At 44.0% G+C, this 18,604-nt stretch carries 15 protein-coding genes; 1 reads left to right on the forward strand and 14 read right to left on the reverse strand.

Translation table 11 applies throughout. The features are described 5' to 3' along the window. Nucleotides 1-12 precede the first annotated feature (12 nt). From HC723_RS05085 to nudC, 4 genes are all read right to left on the reverse strand, one after another. Nucleotides 13-1,011 (reverse strand): HlyD family secretion protein, encoded by a 999-nt coding sequence (locus HC723_RS05085; protein WP_190338411.1) that lies wholly within the window; start codon nt 1,009-1,011, stop codon nt 13-15. Beyond that, entirely contained in the window at nt 1,011-2,393 is a 1,383-nt protein-coding gene (locus tag HC723_RS05090) for a TolC family protein (RefSeq protein WP_153445669.1), read from the reverse strand. The genes HC723_RS05085 and HC723_RS05090 overlap by 1 nt, the downstream gene beginning before the upstream one ends. A 383-nt stretch (nt 2,394-2,776) precedes the next feature. After that, the gene (gene hemE / locus HC723_RS05095) at nt 2,777-3,844 is read right to left on the reverse strand and encodes a uroporphyrinogen decarboxylase (protein ID WP_190338412.1); all 1,068 of its coding nucleotides are present in this window, start codon (nt 3,842-3,844) and stop codon (nt 2,777-2,779) included. 271 nt (nt 3,845-4,115) lie between these two features. Further along, complete coding sequence (gene nudC, locus HC723_RS05100) at nt 4,116-4,889, reverse strand: NAD(+) diphosphatase (protein WP_190338413.1); 774 nt, start codon at nt 4,887-4,889, stop codon at nt 4,116-4,118. A gap of 175 nt (nt 4,890-5,064) precedes the next feature. Here nudC and rsd point away from each other — a divergent pair, with 175 nt between their 5' ends. After that, nucleotides 5,065-5,559, forward strand: coding sequence for a sigma D regulator (gene rsd / locus HC723_RS05105; RefSeq protein ID WP_190338421.1), 495 nt, complete (start codon nt 5,065-5,067; stop codon nt 5,557-5,559). 80 nt (nt 5,560-5,639) lie between these two features. Here the strand turns inward: rsd and HC723_RS05110 are convergent, their stop codons facing one another. The 10 genes from HC723_RS05110 to HC723_RS05155 form a co-directional block, all read right to left on the reverse strand. Then, the gene (locus tag HC723_RS05110; RefSeq protein ID WP_190338414.1) at nt 5,640-5,951 is read right to left on the reverse strand and encodes an EamA family transporter; all 312 of its coding nucleotides are present in this window, start codon (nt 5,949-5,951) and stop codon (nt 5,640-5,642) included. Between the two features lie 71 nt (nt 5,952-6,022). After that, entirely contained in the window at nt 6,023-10,222 is a 4,200-nt protein-coding gene (gene rpoC / locus HC723_RS05115) for a DNA-directed RNA polymerase subunit beta' (protein WP_153445660.1), read from the reverse strand. Nucleotides 10,223-10,328: 106 nt separating this feature from the next. Next, the gene (gene rpoB, locus HC723_RS05120) at nt 10,329-14,357 is read right to left on the reverse strand and encodes a DNA-directed RNA polymerase subunit beta (protein WP_153445658.1); all 4,029 of its coding nucleotides are present in this window, start codon (nt 14,355-14,357) and stop codon (nt 10,329-10,331) included. A 277-nt stretch (nt 14,358-14,634) separates the two neighbouring features. Beyond that, nucleotides 14,635-15,003 (reverse strand): 50S ribosomal protein L7/L12, encoded by a 369-nt coding sequence (gene rplL, locus HC723_RS05125; RefSeq protein WP_153445656.1) that lies wholly within the window; start codon nt 15,001-15,003, stop codon nt 14,635-14,637. Between the two features lie 58 nt (nt 15,004-15,061). Continuing rightward, a complete protein-coding gene (rplJ, locus tag HC723_RS05130) occupies nt 15,062-15,556 on the reverse strand; it encodes a 50S ribosomal protein L10 (protein ID WP_153445655.1) in 495 nt (164 codons plus the stop codon). A 293-nt stretch (nt 15,557-15,849) separates the two neighbouring features. Continuing rightward, nucleotides 15,850-16,554 (reverse strand): 50S ribosomal protein L1, encoded by a 705-nt coding sequence (gene rplA, locus HC723_RS05135; protein ID WP_153445653.1) that lies wholly within the window; start codon nt 16,552-16,554, stop codon nt 15,850-15,852. Nucleotides 16,555-16,558: 4 nt separating this feature from the next. Then, nucleotides 16,559-16,987, reverse strand: coding sequence for a 50S ribosomal protein L11 (gene rplK / locus HC723_RS05140; RefSeq protein WP_017026547.1), 429 nt, complete (start codon nt 16,985-16,987; stop codon nt 16,559-16,561). Nucleotides 16,988-17,168: 181 nt separating this feature from the next. Beyond that, nucleotides 17,169-17,717 (reverse strand): transcription termination/antitermination protein NusG, encoded by a 549-nt coding sequence (nusG, locus tag HC723_RS05145; RefSeq protein ID WP_153445649.1) that lies wholly within the window; start codon nt 17,715-17,717, stop codon nt 17,169-17,171. 10 nt (nt 17,718-17,727) lie between these two features. Continuing rightward, nucleotides 17,728-18,105, reverse strand: a complete 378-nt coding sequence (gene secE / locus HC723_RS05150) for a preprotein translocase subunit SecE (protein ID WP_153445647.1) — start codon at nt 18,103-18,105, stop codon at nt 17,728-17,730. Nucleotides 18,106-18,359: 254 nt separating this feature from the next. Next, nucleotides 18,360-18,604 (reverse strand): EF-Tu C-terminal domain-related protein (locus HC723_RS05155; RefSeq protein WP_446751388.1); only part of this gene is annotated, 245 nt, incomplete at its 5' end.

Raw genomic sequence — 18,604 nt, forward strand, 5'->3', positions numbered from 1 at the left:
TGATGCTGACAATTATTGTGCATCTGGGTCAAGTAGCACACTCATACCCACTCTCAGATCTTTGATTGGTTTGACTGGACGTGCCTCAATTTCAAAAGTACGCATATCAAAGCCTTGATTGGCATCGGTGGTGCGCCAAGTGGCAAAGTCACCCATCACAGACACATGCGAGACTTTAAATTGATAACCTTGTGTGCCAAGTGCTGGGATTGTGACTGTAAATTCTGCCCCTTGTTTAAAATCTTTTAGTTTATCTTCACGCACATGGAACACCGCCCACGCATCCTTCATATCGACAATAGTGACCACAGGGAAGCCTTGCGGAGCTAACTCGCCGGAGTGCAATAAAATGTCGGTCACCTCTCCGTTATGCCAGCTCTCAATTTTAGTGTCGGCAACATAGGCTTCCACTTCTGCCACGGCGCCTGCGGCCATGCGCTCTTGTTCTTTGGCGGCGCGTTTGGTTTCCACTCGCGCCCCTTCTTGCGCCATTTGATACATTTGATACGCCGCACGTTCGGTATAACGCGCCGCTTGCCATTGGGTTAAGGTTTCGTCGCGTTTTTGCTCGGCAACTACCCCGTCTTGATACAAATTATTGACGCGTTGATAGGTTTTCCCCATCAAGTTCGCTGCTGCTTTGGCTTTATTCCATTGATCTTTCGCGGCGGATATTTCTTGGCTACGTGCGCCTTTTTCGGCCTGAGCTGACATCGCTCCGGCAGCGGCTCGTCCGGCTTTGGCTTGCTCAAGCTTGGCTTCTATCTCTGGGCTTAAAATGGTGAAAATCATCTGACCCGACTGCACTTGGTCGCCTTTTTTCACCAACACTTGATCGACACGCCCCGGCACTTTAGACGAAATAAGATATTGTTGCGCCTCAATCTGACCTTGAAATCGCTCTTGTTTCGGTTGGTAGGCTTGCCAAAAGGTGAGCGCTATCCACACCACAATAACCAAGACTAAGACGGCCATCACTTTTGATTTGGTTGAACTTAGGAAGCTATTCATTATTGCGCCTCTAATCCTTTATATTGTTGATACTGATTAAAACTGTCCATTTCACCACTCACCGCCAGTAAGCGAGAGAGCGACAGCACATATTGATAAGCCGCCGCAGAACGTTGGGTTTTAATGCTATTGAGATACATTTCCGCATCGACCACATCAAGCGATGTCGACAGTCCTTGGCTAAACGCCTTCTTTTGCAAACGGATGTTCTCTTGCGCCATTGACACGCTAGAAGCCAACCCGTTGTATTCTTCTAATGATTGATTGGCTTCGCGATAGGTTTTTTCCACCAGCAACGATAAATCCTGCTTGGCTTGTGCGCGCAAGTACCCAACTTGTTTTTTAGCCATGTGAGCGGCGCTGACTTTGTCGGAACGACCAGAGGTATCAACTAAAGGAATACTCACCCCCACACCCACCAACCAATCGGGCGAAGCATTGCCCACTAAAGTATCGTCGCTATACAGCTTATAATTACCGTACACATACACTTCTGGGTAGTATTTGCCTTTTTCGACATCGGCAAGACCATCGGCTTGTTTTTCTTTGGCATCAAGAATGCTTAAACCCGGATATTCACTCAGCGTTTTATCAAGAAACGCCTGCATTGGAGGCAAGCTTTGATTGGTAAATAGCTTAGTGGAAGGCTGAGCCAACGCATTGGCTTTTAATAAATGGGTTAACGCCATTTGGGCGATCTCAACATCGCGTTGAGCCTTTTTAGTTTCAACTTTCGCTTTGTCGTACGCCACTTCTGCTTGTAGCCGTTGCACTCTGGCAATTTGCCCTTGTTGTTCCATTTTTTTGGCGTGATCGAAATGTTGTTGCAAGCCTTTTTCGACTTCTTTGCGAGTGGCCAGTACTTGCTGTGCCAATACCACACCAAAATAGTATTTTGATAGGTCCTCAAACTTAGCTTGCTGCTTCATCTGCAACATGTACTTAGCTTCGTCTTTTTGTCCTGCGGCAATATCTTGCGCCGCCGAAATGCGACCACCGGTAAAGATAGGCCAAATCGCACGGATCGAACTGGTGAAGACATCTTTATCCATCAAGGTTGAAGTCAGCATGCCATCAAACGCTTTAGTTAATGCGCTCGAACCAAGCGAGGTGCTGTCGGCCAGATCGGAAGGCGAAACATCAACATCATCATCCAAACGGGTGTAATTAGCGCTTAAGGTTATGCTCGGCAGATTCATCGCACCACTGGCATCTTGCTTATATTGTGCTTGCTCAACACTGGCTCGTTCTGCTGCCAAGCTATCATTGTTGGTCAACACTGCTTTCCAAGCTTGATAAAATGACACATCTTCAGCCTGTGCATGCGGCGCGACCAATAGCAGAATAGATAAAATAGAAGTATAAAAAGGTGATTTGTTCACTTGTCATCCACTCTCATGTTTCGATTAATGTCCATATCGTTGTCAGTTCAAGCCAATGAAACTTGAGCTTAAAATTCAATTCATCCACAGAGTGAATATCAAAGGTTCATTCTATGCCAATAACATAAAAGCGCAACTCATCCGATCTGATAATAGCTATTCTCGATAAAATACCATTCGCCCCATATTATTGCTGGAGAAAAGTGTTAAAGAACAGGGATGTTCTTTTTCAAGTGCCCATAGACGGTTTAAACGTCTTTTCGTAATCAATAATAGGGTGAGAAACGAAATTAGGTGGATATGAGATATTTTAAACCCGCACAAAAAAGCGCAGCTCAATGGCTACGCTTTGCGGTTATTCAATCAAGCTTTAAGTAAGGCGATTACTTATGATACGGCTTAGATAACTCATGCACGGCATCTACAAACACACCGGCATTTTCAGGCGGTACATCAAGATGGATACCATGACCTAAGTTAAACACGTGGCCCGTACCAGCATCACCAAAGCCGGCTAAAATAGACGCCACTTCTTGACGAATACGCTCTGGTTGCGCATATAAAATAGAAGGATCCATATTACCTTGCAGTGCCACTTTATCACCTACGCGCTCGACTGCATCGGCAATATTAATGGTCCAATCAAGACCAATGGCATCACAACCTGTGGCGGCGATTTTCTCAAGCCACATACCGCCATTTTTGGTAAATAGCGTCACGGGTACACGGCGTCCATCGTTTTCACGGATCAAACCATCGACGATTTTGTGCATATATTGCAACGAGAATTCTTGGTAATCACGCGGCGTTAATACCCCACCCCATGTATCAAACACCATCACCGATTGCGCGCCAGCTTTGATTTGAGCATTAAGATACTCGACTACGCTATCGGCTAATTTATCTAATAAAGCATGCAAGATACTTGGATCGGCATACATCATTTTCTTAATCTTAGTGAAAGCTTTTGAACTGCCGCCTTCAACCATGTAGGTAGCAAGTGTCCACGGGCTGCCAGAAAAACCAATCAGTGGCACTTCACCTTGCAGATCTTTACGAATTTGACGCACTGCATTCATCACATATTGCAGTTCGCCTTCAGGATCTGGCAAGCCAATTTTATCGACATCGGCTTTACAGGTAATTGGGCGTTCAAATTTTGGCCCCTCACCCGCTTCAAAGTACAAGCCTAAACCCATTGCATCAGGAATGGTTAGGATGTCTGAAAATAAAATAGCGGCATCTAATGGAAAACGTTTCAATGGCTGTAATGTCACTTCAGACGCTAATTCAGCGTTTTTGCACAGTGACATAAAATCACCCGCGACCCCACGAGTCTGACGATATTCTGGTAAATAACGACCCGCTTGGCGCATCATCCATACTGGGGTGTGATCGACAGGCTCTTTCATTAAAGCTCTTAAATAGCGATCATTTTTTAATTTAGTCATTTCTTCTTTCCCTAAATTGAAAGGCAATATTCTACCATTACCTAGCGCACATTTTGCTATTGGTTTGCAATAGAGATCATATTCTGCAACATTAAATGCAGGCTCTGTTTGCTTACGCCGGTTTAATTGTTAATAATTTGTTGATTAGCGATTCACCTTGCTAATGGAAAATCATAACTAGCTCGATCCTATGATGATCAGCACCATAACGACATCTTACTTATCCCTCCGGCGCCCCCGGAGGTTTTTTTTGTCTTTTATTCTTCTAGCGCTATTTCTGTTCCGTTATATCACACTCTAAAACATGTTCAATCAAGGCGCGAGCAATCGTTCCTTTGGGCGCAATTGGCGGTAGGGATTGCTTATCAAACCAATCCGCTGCTGCCAGTTCTGTTTTATCGACTTTAATTTCGCCGCTAGCATGATCGGCTAAAAATGCCATCATCATACTCGATGGAAACGCCCATGGCTGGCTGCCAAAATAACGAATATTCTTTACTTCGATGCCAGTTTCTTCTTTGATCTCACGCGCCACACATTGCTCTAAGGTTTCACCAACCTCAACAAATCCGGCAATCACAGTGTACATGCCTCCTTTGTGTCGCGCATGGTTCGCCAGTAGGATCTGATTGTCTTTTTGGATGGCGACAATAATCGATGGGAAAATACGTGGATAATGTAAGGTGCGGCAATCGCTGCACTGCATTGCAATTTGATTATGATTAAGATGGTTTCGGCCACCACAATAAGAGCAAAACCGCTGACTGCCATACATATGGCCAAACTGTACTGCACGACTAGCAATAAGAAATAACGCTTCAGGTTGCGGCAGGAGTTCTCGTAATGGCGTCATTTCCAATACCGCATCAAGCTCGCTGGCGTTGACCCAATAGCATGGCGTATTGAGATAAGTACCAATAGAAATCGCCTGTTCTAACGGAATCGCTAACTCTTCAGCAGTACAATATGGCAAATTTTGAGTCGGAAAATGTATTTCGCTACCATCAACGATACACCAGTAGACTTTTTGATATTTATTTAACATCCGCTTCTCTCATTGCTTGAAGTCACCCCATTTTACTGGCAATCTAATTTGATACCAGTGGTTATCGAATACAATTTATAATCACTTATAGAACCATGGTATACACTATAAAAAAGGATTCTCTACCGTGTAGAGACGCTATTCACTTTTATATCGTGATAGCCATAATGAGGATATCGCCATGCTAAATAAATTAAAACAAACTCAAGCCCAATTCGGCGGCTCCAGTGAAGTTATCGATCATTGGCTTGAAACACGACAGGTTTTAGTTGTTGAATATTGTAAGCTTGCGGCGTTAAAACCCAATTCCAATAAAACGGCCCTGACTAAGCTACCTTCTCCTGACGAACTACAAACCTTCTGCCAACAAGTGGTGGATTACATTTCTGAAGGGCACTTTAAAATTTACGATATGGTGATGGCTAAATGGCACTCCACTGGTTTTTCACCAACCGAAGAAATCGATCGTACTTATTTTGATATTGTTAAAACCACAGAGCCACTGCTTAACTACACCGATAAATATGCCGATGTATCTTCTGAAGATGAGCTCGAAGATTTTGATCTGGACTTATCGGTTATTGGCGAAGTAATGGAAGAGCGGTTTGGCTTAGAAGATCAATTGATCCAAATGATTGCTGAAAGCTTAGAGATCCCGCCAGGGGCATAAGGAAACCTTCATTTCACTGCTGATATAATATGACAGCTATCATTTATCGCCAGCCACATGGTTGGCGATAAATAACGGGTTTATTTTTGTGGGATCTCCGCAACCATTGGCTTACTGCTGCGACTTTTCTGTGCCAAGATCACGCCGCCAATAATTAACCCCATTCCAATATAATGAAATAATGTCAGTTTGTCATGCAAAATAAAACTGGCTAAAATGGCGGTTACCGCGGGCATTAAATTCATAAATATCGCCGCTTTTTCTGCCCCTAAATGCTCAATGCCCATCATCCAACACCAAGGTGCCACAATCGAGGCAAGCAAGCCTGCATATAACACTAACGGGATGGTTTGGTGATTAAAATGGGTCGGCGCAATAACAGGATTTATCACAGATAAACAAAAAGGCCCCCGAAGGTGCCTTTAATATGCTGTCACTCAATAATGCAAATACTCGTTAGATTTTACTCTTCAGAAAATCCTGCATTAAGAAGTGCTGCTAGATTGTCAGTAGCTTGCTCAGCAGAAGGACCTTGTTCTTGGCCTGCGAGTTCTTTCTGACGCTCTTGATGGTAAGCATAACCTGTACCCGCTGGGATCAGACGACCTACAATTACGTTCTCTTTCAAGCCACGTAGCTCATCACGCTTACCAGAAACCGCAGCTTCAGTAAGTACGCGCGTCGTTTCTTGGAACGATGCTGCCGAGATGAACGACTCAGTTGCTAGAGACGCTTTAGTAATACCGAGTAAGTCACGTTCAAAACGTACAAGCTCTTTACCTTCCGCTTCTAATTTACGGTTAGCAATGGTTACTTGTGCGAATTCAACTTGCTCGCCTGCAAGGAATTCAGAATCACCAGAATGGGTGATTGTACACTTACGTAGCATTTGACGAACGATAGTCTCAATGTGCTTATCGTTAATCTTAACGCCTTGTAAGCGGTAAACTTCTTGAACTTCGTTAGCAATGTACTGAGTTACAGCGTGAATACCACGTAAACGTAGGATGTCATGCGGAGTCTCAGGACCATCAGAGATAACGTCACCACGTTCTACTTTTTCACCTTCAAATACGTTCAGCTGACGATGTTTATGAATCATTTCTTCATAAACGTCACCGCCTTCGCGAGTGATCAATAGACGACGCTTACCTTTGGTTTCTTTACCAAACGACACAGTACCTGTGTGCTCAGCAAGGATCGCAGGCTCTTTTGGTTTACGTGCTTCAAACAAGTCAGCTACGCGAGGAAGACCACCGGTGATATCTTTGTTTCCGCTCGATTTTTGAGGGATACGAGATAATGTGTCACCAATGCCAACTTCAGCGCCATCTTCGATGTTTACGATAGCTTTACCCGGTAAGAAGTAGTTCGCTGGCATATCAGTACCAGGGATCATCACATCGTTACCTTGTGCATCAACCAGTTTAATGGCTGGACGCATATCTTTACCCGCTGTTGAACGCTGTGCTGGGTCTACTACTTCACTTGAAGATAGGCCAGTTAGGTCATCAGTTTGGCGAGAAATGGTTACACCATCAATCATGTCAACAAATTGGATACGACCTGCCACTTCAGTGATGATTGGCATGGTGTGCGCTTCCCAGTTAGCAACGATGTCGCCCACTGTTACCGCTTCGTTATCGCCTTTGCTTAGCATAGAACCGTAAGGAAGTTTGTGCTTCTCTTTAGTACGGCCAAACTCATCAATAATCGTCATCTCAGATGCACGAGAAGTGATAACCAGTTTCTTATCTTTATTGATAACAAACTTAGCATTGTGAAGTTTCACAGTACCGGTTGTTTTCGCTTGAATGCTGTTTTCTGCTGCTGCCGTTGATGCTGCACCACCGATGTGGAACGTACGCATGGTTAGCTGTGTACCAGGTTCACCGATAGACTGAGCAGCGATAACGCCGACTGCTTCACCTTGGTTTACTAGGTGACCACGTGCTAGGTCACGACCGTAACAGTTGGCACAACAACCGAAGTCAGCTTCACAGGTTACGACTGAACGTACACGCATGCTGTCAACAGAGTTCTCTTCCAGAATTTGACACCACTTCTCATCAATCAAAGTGTTGCGCGGAACAAGAACTTCACTGCTACCAGGCTTGATTACGTCTTCTGCTACCACACGACCAAGCGCAAGCTCTGTCAGTGCAACTTTAACGTCACCACCTTCGATGTGAGGCATCATGTCGATACCCGCGAAAGTGCCACAATCTGGTTCGGTAACCACAACGTCTTGTGCTACATCTACTAAACGACGAGTCAGGTAACCCGAGTTCGCTGTTTTCAGTGCGGTATCGGCCAAACCTTTACGAGCACCGTGAGTTGAGATGAAGTACTGAAGTACGTTTAGACCTTCTTTAAAGTTTGCAGTGATCGGCGTTTCGATGATTGAACCATCTGGACGCGCCATCAGACCACGCATACCGGCTAACTGACGAATCTGCGCTGCAGAACCACGAGCACCGGAGTCAGCCATCATGTAGATGCTGTTAAACGATTCTTGTTGTTCTTCTACGCCATCACGGTTAACTACGGTTTCAAAAGAAAGGTTATCCATCATTGCTTTTGCAACGCGGTCGTTGGTAGACGCCCAGATATCGATAACTTTGTTGTAGCGCTCACCCGCAGTAACAAGACCTGACTGGAATTGTTCTTGGATTTCACGTACTTCTTCTTCAGCAGCTGAAATTTCAGTGTATTTAGCAGCCGGTACAACCATATCGTTGATACCAACAGAAACACCAGAAAGTGCAGCGTATGCAAAACCTGTGTACATGATTTGGTCAGCAAAGATTACGGTATCTTTTAGACCAAGCTTACGGTAACACTCATTCAATAGGACAGAAATTTGCTTCTTACCTAATTTTTGGTTCACGATTTCAAAAGGAAGGCCTTTTGGTACGATCTGCCAAAGCATTGCACGACCAACAGTGGTTTCACGCATTGCTGTATTTGTTGTGCTGTTACCATCTTCATCAACCACGGTTTCAGTGATACGTACTTTAACGCGAGCATGTAGCTCAGCAGTCTTAGTACGGTATGCCTTTTCAGCCTCTGCAGGGCCAGCAAGGTACATACCTTCACCTTTAACATTGATCTTGTCACGAGTCATGTAGTAAAGACCCAATACAACGTCCTGAGAAGGTACGATGATTGGATCACCAGATGCTGGTGAAAGGATGTTGTTGGTTGACATCATTAACGTACGTGCTTCAAGCTGCGCTTCCAATGTTAACGGTACGTGTACCGCCATTTGGTCACCATCGAAGTCGGCGTTATATGCCGCACACACTAGTGGGTGAAGCTGAATCGCTTTACCTTCGATAAGTACAGGTTCGAATGCTTGAATACCAAGACGGTGAAGTGTTGGTGCACGGTTAAGTAGAACTGGGTGTTCGCGGATAACTTCGTCTAGGATATCCCAAACGATCGGCTCTTCGCGCTCAACCATTTTCTTAGCCGCTTTAATCGTTGTAGCCATGCCACGCGATTCTAACTTGCTGTAGATAAATGGTTTAAATAGTTCTAGTGCCATCTTCTTAGGAAGACCACACTGGTGTAAACGAAGGTATGGACCTACTGTGATTACAGAACGGCCAGAGTAATCTACACGTTTACCAAGTAAGTTCTGACGGAAACGACCTTGCTTACCTTTGATCATATCAGCCAAAGATTTAAGAGGACGCTTGTTAGAACCTGTGATCGCACGACCGCGACGACCGTTATCTAGAAGCGCATCAACAGACTCTTGCAACATACGCTTTTCGTTACGTACGATGATGTCTGGAGCGGATAAGTCTAGAAGACGTTTCAAACGGTTATTACGGTTGATCACGCGACGGTATAAGTCGTTCAGATCTGAAGTCGCAAAACGACCGCCATCTAGTGGTACTAGAGGACGTAGATCTGGCGGCAATACTGGAAGTACAGTTAAGATCATCCACTCAGGGTTATTACCTGATTGGATAAATGCTTCAACCAGCTTCAGACGCTTAGTCAGTTTTTTACGCTTAGTTTCAGAGTTAGTGGTTTCTAGCTCTTCACGCATCATTTCAACTTCTGCGTTCATATCCATGGTGTGTAGCAGATCTTTGATCGCTTCAGCGCCCATTTTAGCTGTAAACTCGTCGCCCCACTCTTCTAAGCGGTCTAGATATTCTTCTTCCGTTAGCATTTGACCTTTTTCAAGATCAGTCATGCCAGGTTCAGTCACTACATACATTTCGAAGTAAAGAACACGTTCGATGTCACGTAGCGGAATATCCATTAATAGGCCGATACGAGATGGTAGTGATTTAAGGAACCAGATGTGCGCCACTGGAGAGGCTAATTCGATGTGGCCCATGCGGTCACGACGAACTTTAGTTTGTGTAACTTCTACGCCACACTTCTCACAGATAACACCACGGTGCTTCAATCGTTTGTATTTGCCACAAAGACATTCGTAGTCTTTTACTGGGCCAAAAATACGAGCACAGAATAAACCGTCGCGCTCTGGTTTGAACGTACGATAGTTAATAGTTTCTGGCTTTTTAACTTCACCGAAAGACCATGAGCGAATCATGTCTGGAGAAGCTAGACCGATTTTGATTGCATCAAATTCTTCGGTCTTATGCTGTGCTTTTAGAAAGTTCAGTAAATCTTTCACAATCAGCTCCTGTAAGGAGTTAAGAGGCGCTCGGTTGAACGCCTCTTTTCTACCGGGTTAATCCAAGGTGCTATATTACTTGCAGCCTTTTGACTGCAAATAATAATTACTCTTTGTCTTCTAGTTCGATGTTAATACCTAGAGAGCGAATTTCTTTCAACAATACGTTGAATGATTCCGGCATTCCAGGGTCCATGCTGTGATCGCCATCTACGATATTTTTATACATCTTAGTACGACCATTCACATCATCAGACTTAACCGTTAGCATTTCTTGCAAGGTGTAAGCGGCACCGTATGCTTCTAGTGCCCATACTTCCATCTCACCGAAACGCTGGCCACCGAACTGAGCTTTACCACCAAGTGGTTGCTGAGTTACTAGGCTGTACGAACCAGTAGAACGTGCGTGCATCTTGTCATCGACCAAGTGGTTCAGTTTCAGCATGTACATGTAACCCACGGTTACAGGACGCTCAAACTGGTCACCAGTACGACCATCAAACAACTCCAATTGACCTGAAGTTGGAAGGTCTGCAAGTGCTAGCAGTTCTTTAATTGATGTTTCATTTGCACCGTCAAAAACTGGAGTAGCGATCGGTAGACCACCACGTAAGTTTTTAACTAGTGTGCGAACTTCATCATCAGACAATTCAGCAATATCGACGTCTTGACGAGTATCACCTAGATCATAAACCTTCTGTAAGAACTCGCGGAACTTATGCAGTTCTTGCTGCTCTTTAACCATTTGGTTGATCTTGTCACCGATGCCTTTCGCAGCCAGACCTAAGTGAACTTCTAGGATCTGACCGATGTTCATACGTGACGGTACACCCAGTGGGTTTAGCACGATATCAACCGGTTGACCTTTATTATCGTAAGGCATGTCTTCAACAGGGTTAATCTTAGAGATAACACCCTTGTTACCATGACGACCCGCCATCTTGTCACCCGGTTGAATGCGACGTTTAACTGCAAGGTAAACCTTAACAATTTTCTGTACACCCGGAGCAAGATCATCACCTTGTGTGATTTTACGACGTTTGGTTTCAAACTTTTTATCAAAATCAGCTTTGATTTCATCCCATTGCTCAGCAAGCTGCTCAAGTTGAGATTGAAGTGCATCATCTTCTAATGTTTGTACTAACCATTGCTTACGATCAATCGCATCTAGACGAGCTTCAGAGAAACCGCCAGATAGAAGAAGTGAACGAACACGTGCCAATAGGCCGCCTTCTAAGATTTGGAACTCTTCAGTCAAATCTTTCTTCGCTTCTTTCAGCTGCATTTGTTCAATTTCAAGTGCACGCTTGTCTTTTTCTACGCCATCGCGAGTAAAGACTTGAACATCGATGATCGTACCTGATACAGAGTTAGGTACGCGTAGAGACGTATCTTTAACATCTGATGCTTTTTCACCAAAGATAGCTCGTAAAAGCTTCTCTTCAGGCGTCAGTTGAGTTTCACCTTTAGGGGTTACTTTACCCACTAAGATGTCGCCACCTTTCACTTCAGCACCAATGTAAACGATACCTGACTCGTCTAGTTTAGACAGAGCAGACTCACCTACGTTTGGAATATCAGCGGTAATTTCTTCGCTGCCAAGTTTGGTATCACGTGCCACACAAGAAAGCTCTTGGATGTGGATCGTGGTGAAACGGTCTTCTTGAACAACTCGCTCAGAGACTAAGATTGAATCTTCGAAGTTGTAACCATTCCAAGGCATAAATGCGATACGCATGTTTTGGCCAAGCGCAAGTTCACCAAGGTCGGTTGAAGGACCATCGGCAATAACATCACCACGTGATACTGGTTCACCAGGTAGCACGGTCGGGCGTTGGTTAATACATGTGTTTTGGTTCGAACGGGTGTACTTAGTTAAGTTGTAGATGTCGATACCAGCTTCGCCAGGTACTAACTCTTCTTCGTTAACTTTAAGTACGATACGAGATGCATCAACGGACTGGATTGTACCACCACGTTTAGCAACTGCTGTCACACCTGAATCGACCGCTACATTACGCTCAATACCAGTACCAACTAACGGCTTATCAGCGCGTAGAGTTGGAACCGCTTGACGTTGCATGTTTGCACCCATCAATGCACGGTTCGCATCATCGTGTTCTAGGAACGGGATAAGCGAAGCGGCGATAGATACAACTTGGTTTGTTGCCACGTCCATGTAATTAACATGATCACGTGGGTGTAGACCAGATTCACCTTTTTGACGAGCTGTGATCAACTCTTCAGCAAAGTGACTGTCTTCAGTCAAGTGTGCATTCGCCTGAGCGATAACAAACTGACCTTCTTCAATCGCTGATAGGTAATCCACATCTTCAGTCACAACACCATCAACAACGCGACGGTAAGGCGTTTCTAGGAAACCATATTCATTACAACGAGCAAACGCTGACAATGAGTTGATTAGACCGATGTTTGGACCTTCTGGTGTTTCGATTGGACATAAACGACCGTAGTGAGTTACGTGAACATCACGTACTTCAAAACCAGCGCGCTCACGCGTCAAACCACCAGGACCTAATGCAGAAATACGACGTTTGTGCGTCACTTCTGACAACGGGTTGTTCTGATCCATAAATTGAGAAAGCTGTGATGAGCCAAAGAACTCTTTCACTGCCGCCGATATCGGCTTAGCATTGATAAGATCTTGTGGCATGATCGCATCTAAATCACCAAGACTTAGACGTTCTTTCACTGCACGTTCAACACGGACTAGACCAACACGGAATTGGTTTTCTGCCATTTCACCAACAGAACGGATACGACGGTTTCCAAGGTGATCGATATCATCGACTTCACCTTGACCGTTACGAATACCGATCAGTTTCTTCATTACTGCAATGATGTCAGTTTCATCAAGAATACTTTGTTCTTGAGCATCTGGACGATCAATTGAGCTGTTAAACTTCATACGACCAACCGTCGATAAGTCATAACGCTCTACAGCAAAGAACAAGCTATTGAATAATGATTCAGCAGCTTCTTTGGTTGGTGGCTCGCCAGGGCGCATCATGCGATAGATTTCTACTAGTGCAGAAATGCGATCGGTGGTGCTGTCGACACGTAAGGTGTCAGACATGAATGGGCCATGGTCTAGATCATTGGTAAACAATACTTCAAGTTGCTTGTAGCCAGCTTGAGACAGAGTTGCCAATGCTTCTAAAGAAATTTCTTGGTTTGCTGCAACGATAATTTCGCCAGTCGCTTCATCGATATAATCTTTAGAAGCCACTTTACCTACGATGTATTCAACTGGAACTTCAATGAATTCCACGCCATCTTTTTCTAGGTTACGAATATGACGAGCAGTAACACGACGACCTGCTTCTACGTAAACTGTACCGTTTGCTTCGATATCGAAAGAAGCGGTCTCACCACGTAGGCGATCAGGAACTAACTCCATTAATAGAGCTTGTTCTTTTACTTCAAAACGCACTTTTTCGAAGAAGATATCTAAGATCTCTTCAGTGGTTTTGTGTAACGCACGTAAAATGATAGACGCCGGTAATTTACGACGACGGTCAATACGAACGTATAAGTTATCTTTTGGATCAAACTCAAAATCTAACCATGAACCACGGTAAGGAATAACACGTGCGTTATAAAGCACTTTTCCTGATGAGTGAGTTTTACCTTTATCGCTGTCGAAGAACACGCCTGGGCTTCGGTGCAACTGGGATACGATAACCCTCTCAGTACCATTGATTACGAAGGTACCATTGTCTGTCATAAGCGGAATTTCGCCCATGTAGACTTCTTGTTCTTTGATGTCTTTTACGGTACCTGCTGGTGCTTCCTTATCAAAAACAACTAAACGTAATTTTACGCGTAGTGGCTTCGAATAAGTGATGCCTCGAACTTGACATTCTTTAACGTCAAATACTGGCTCACCAAGACGGTAGCTAACGTATTGCAGTTCAGAATTGCCGTTGTAGCTCTGAATTGGAAAAACAGAACGGAAGGCAGCTTCCAGACCATATTGACCTTCAGGATCTTGCTCAATGAACTTGTCAAATGAATCAAGCTGCATTGATAGCAAGTATGGTACGTCCAAAACTTGTGGACGTTGTCCAAAGTCCTTACGGATGCGCTTTTTCTCGGTGTAAGAGTAAACCATGGGGTTCCTCAGCTAGCTGATAAGTGACCCGAACTGCCCATAACACGTTGCAACCAATTACATTGGTAACACGGGGACAGTGACTAACAACACTGTTTTTTGTAGTGACACCCTAACCTCACCTGAAAAATCATTTCAGTCGAACCTTAGAAGTGTTTTTTGCTTAGACTTAGGCGATTAAACAGCGGGAAAATTAACCTAAACCCTACAGCGCAAAAAGGCCGGTGGTTAATAAACCACCAGCCATTAGCCTTGCGGCTAAGAAATTAAATAAAAATTATTTAACTTCAACAGAAGCACCAGCTTCTTCTAGAGTTGCTTTAAGAGCTTCAGCTTCTTCTTTAGAAACAGCTTCTTTTAGTGGAGCAGGAGCTGCGTCAACTAGACCTTTAGCTTCTTTCAGGCCAAGACCTGTAGCGCCACGTACTGCTTTGATTACAGAAACCTTGTTTCCGCCAACAGCAGTTAGGATCACGTCAAATTCAGTTTGCTCTTCTGCAGAATCACCTGCAGCAGCGCCACCAGCAACAACAGCTGCAGCAGCTGAAACGCCGAATTTTTCTTCCATAGCTTCGATAAGCTCAACAACTTGCATTACAGACATTTCTGCAACTGCGTCTAGGATTTGCTCGTTAGTAATAGACATAACAATTCTCTTTTAAAGTTAACAATAAGTTTATATGGTAATCAAAATAAAACTAGGCTTATGCCGCAGCTTCTTCTTTTTGATCACGAACAGCAGCGATAGTACGTACCAACTTGCCAGCAGAAGCTTCTTTCATGCACATCATTAGGCGTGCGATAGCTTCGTCGTAAGTAGGTAGTGTCGCTAGTAGATCAGCATCAGTAATAGTGCCTTCGAATGCAGCAGCTTTGATCTCAAATTGCTTATTCTCTTTTGCGAAGTCTTTAAAAAGACGCGCAGCAGCACCTGGGTGCTCGTTAGAGAAGCCGATCAAAGTAGGACCAACGAATACGTCTTGAAGACATTCGTAGTCTGTACCAACTACAGCACGACGAGCTAGTGTGTTACGAACAACTTTCATGTAAACACCCGCTTCGCGAGCTTGTTTACGTAGAGAAGTCATTGCGCCAACAGCAACGCCACGAGAGTCAGCAACAACTGCAGAAAGTGCACCACTGGCTGCTTCGTTAACTTCAGCAACAATTGCTTGTTTGTCTTGAAGATTTAAAGCCATTTGGATTTACTCCTGGTTGTAGTTACACCACTCAAAAAAATATTTCTGAGTGTTCTTTTGGTGCATTCCCAAATGAATACTTCAATAAAGAAGTACGACCATCAGTTCGGGCACCATCTACGTAGGTATTAATTAAGTTTCATTCATATAAAATGACTGAATCACCTACGGTCTTGGATGGAAGCATCATTTTCTCTGTCTTATTCTAAAAAGAAGTCGACAAAATAAGCAACACTCCAACCATTTCAATTAGGCGCAAAATTATACACAATTTTAGCGCCTAAGCAAATTAATTAGCTAGCTTTAGTATCTAAGCTTGCTTGATCAACCGTTACACCAGCACCCATAGTAGTAGAGATGCTCACTTTCTTCAGGAAAGTACCTTTCGCTGAAGAAGGTTTGGCTTTCTTAAGAGCGACTAGAAGAGACTCAAGGTTCTCTTGTAGTTGTTTCGCGTCAAAAGTTGCTTTACCAATAGTAGTGTGAATGATGCCATTTTTGTCGTTACGGTAACGAACCTGACCCGCTTTAGCATTTTTAACTGCTTCAGCAACGTTAGGAGTTACAGTACCAACTTTAGGGTTTGGCATTAGACCGCGTGGACCTAAGATAGTACCAAGTTGACCAACAACGCGCATTGCATCTGGAGAAGCAACAACAACGTCAAAGTTCATTTCGCCTTTCTTAACTAGCTCAGCTAGATCTTCCATACCAACGATATCTGCGCCAGCTGCTTTAGCGGCTTCAGCGTTTGCACCTTGGGTGAAAACGGCTACGCGGATGTCACGGCCTGTACCATGTGGAAGTACAGTTGCGCCACGAACGTTTTGGTCAGATTTACGAGCATCGATGCCAAGGTTAACAGCAACGTCAACACTTTCTACGAATTTAGCAGTCGCTAATTCTTTTAGAAGAGCAACAGCTTCGTTGATTTCGTATTCTTTAGTCACTTCGATTTTTTCACGAATAGTGCGCATACGCTTAGTAAGTTTTGCCATGATCTTATCCCTCTACCACTAGGCCCATTGAACGAGCAGTACCCGCGATAGAACGCTTCATCGCTTCGATGTCAGCGCCAGTCATATCTGCAGCTTTAGTTTCAGCAATCTCTTGCAGCTGAGCGTCAGTAACAGTACCAACTTTCTCAGTGTTTGGACGACCAGAACCAGACTTAACGCCAGCAGCTTTCTTAAGAAGAACAGCAGCAGGTGGAGTCTTAGTTACAAATGTGAAAGAACGGTCGTTGTATACAGAGATAACAACTGGGATTGGAAGACCTTTCTCAACAGATTCTGTTTTTGCGTTAAACGCTTTACAGAATTCCATGATGTTTACACCATGTTGACCTAGTGCAGGACCAACCGGTGGACTTGGGTTCGCCATACCAGCTGCAACTTGCAGTTTGATATAAGCTTCTACTTTCTTAGCCATGATAATTCCTAAATTTTGGGTACAATCGCTAACTTAATGGTTAGCTCCCCGATTTATATGAAAACTTTTTATGGGCACAAACCCACAAAAAGGCGCGAAATTATAGTTAAATTTCGAACCTTATACAAGCGCTTTGTTTGTTATTTAAACAAAACCCTCTCCCTCATAATATGAGAGTTATTTAGTCAGCTTTTTCAACCTGACTGAATTCTAGTTCAACCGGTGTGGCGCGGCCGAAGATCGAAACAGACACTTTAATGCGGCTCTTTTCGTAATCGACTTGCTCAACAGTACCGTTGAAGTCAGCAAATGGGCCTTCAGTAACTCGAACTACTTCACCCGCTTCAAACAAGGTCTTCGGTCTTGGAGCTTCACTCGCCTTCTCTAGACGGTTTAAGATGGCATCTGCCTCTTTATCCGTAATAGGAGCAGGACGATCTGAGGTGCCACCAATAAAGCCCATAACACGTGGAATGCTACGCACTAAGTGCCATGACTCGTCATTCATCAGCATTTGTACTAAGACATAGCCTGGGAAGAATTTACGTTCACTTTTACGACGTTGACCGGCGCGCATTTCAACCACTTCTTCGGTTGGCACTAAGACGTCGCCAAAGAACTCTTCCATCGCATGCATTTTGATATGCTCACGAAGCGATTGTGCTACACGACCTTCAAATCCTGAAAAGGCTTGAACGACATACCAGCGTTTTTTTGGTGCTTCACTCATTTAAAACCCCTTACACTCCAGTTGCGAGAGCTATCAGACGCACCATGATGCCGTCGATACCCCAAAGCAATAGAGCCATTACAATACTTACAGCTAATACGATAAATGTAGTTTGCATTGTTTCTTGGCGAGAAGGCCAAACAACTTTGCGAACTTCAAGTTTTGCTTCGCGAGCAAATACAACCGTAGCTTTACCTTTTGTTGTTAATGCAGCAACACCTAAAGCGGCGGCCAGCAAAAGAACAACAACTGCTGCGCGGATAGCAACAGACATATCACCATATAGGTGATTACCCACTACCGCAGTAGCTAACAGTGCAAAAGTGATTAACCACTTAAAAGCATCTGCCGCTTTTGAGCTCTCGTGAGTTTCAACTTTGGCTTTCATAATCAAACCTGTGACAAGTTTTACTTAAACGACAATAACCCCGCAATGGCAGGGCTAACTCATTAGCCTCATGATAAACGCCATGAGCTAAACAAATTAGATATTAAATCTAATACATATTCGTTACTGAATGGCACAAAAAATAGTGAAAATTCACTTAGCTTTTGTTCAGTGCAGAAAAAGGGCATCAAATGATGCCCTTTTTGATAGCCGTTAGTCAAATACAATTCGTATTTAACGTAAACTTTAATGCATTAAGCGATAACTTTCGCTACAACACCAGCACCAACTGTACGGCCACCTTCACGGATTGCGAAACGTAGACCTTCGTCCATCGCGATTGGTGCGATTAGAGTTACGATCATTTGTACATTATCGCCAGGCATTACCATTTCAACGCCTTCTGGCAATTGAATGTCGCCAGTTACGTCCGTTGTACGGAAGTAGAACTGTGGACGGTAACCTTTGAAGAAAGGAGTATGACGACCACCTTCATCTT

The organism is Vibrio sp. S11_S32, assembly GCF_014694465.1.
Lineage (GTDB): Bacteria > Pseudomonadota > Gammaproteobacteria > Enterobacterales > Vibrionaceae > Vibrio > Vibrio algicola.

What these genes read in the sequence shown, in the direction of transcription:
- HC723_RS05085 (WP_190338411.1), bottom strand. Translation starts at nt 1,011, where the DNA reads ATGAATAGCTTCCTAAGTTCAACCAAATCAAAAGTGATGGCCGTCTTA.
- hemE (WP_190338412.1), bottom strand. Translation starts at nt 3,844, where the DNA reads ATGACTAAATTAAAAAATGATCGCTATTTAAGAGCTTTAATGAAAGAG.
- nudC (WP_190338413.1), bottom strand. Translation starts at nt 4,889, where the DNA reads ATGTTAAATAAATATCAAAAAGTCTACTGGTGTATCGTTGATGGTAGC.
- rpoB (WP_153445658.1), bottom strand. Translation starts at nt 14,357, where the DNA reads ATGGTTTACTCTTACACCGAGAAAAAGCGCATCCGTAAGGACTTTGGA.
- rplL (WP_153445656.1), bottom strand. Translation starts at nt 15,003, where the DNA reads ATGTCTATTACTAACGAGCAAATCCTAGACGCAGTTGCAGAAATGTCT.
- rplJ (WP_153445655.1), bottom strand. Translation starts at nt 15,556, where the DNA reads ATGGCTTTAAATCTTCAAGACAAACAAGCAATTGTTGCTGAAGTTAAC.
- rplA (WP_153445653.1), bottom strand. Translation starts at nt 16,554, where the DNA reads ATGGCAAAACTTACTAAGCGTATGCGCACTATTCGTGAAAAAATCGAA.
- rplK (WP_017026547.1), bottom strand. Translation starts at nt 16,987, where the DNA reads ATGGCTAAGAAAGTAGAAGCTTATATCAAACTGCAAGTTGCAGCTGGT.
- nusG (WP_153445649.1), bottom strand. Translation starts at nt 17,717, where the DNA reads ATGAGTGAAGCACCAAAAAAACGCTGGTATGTCGTTCAAGCCTTTTCA.
- secE (WP_153445647.1), bottom strand. Translation starts at nt 18,105, where the DNA reads ATGAAAGCCAAAGTTGAAACTCACGAGAGCTCAAAAGCGGCAGATGCT.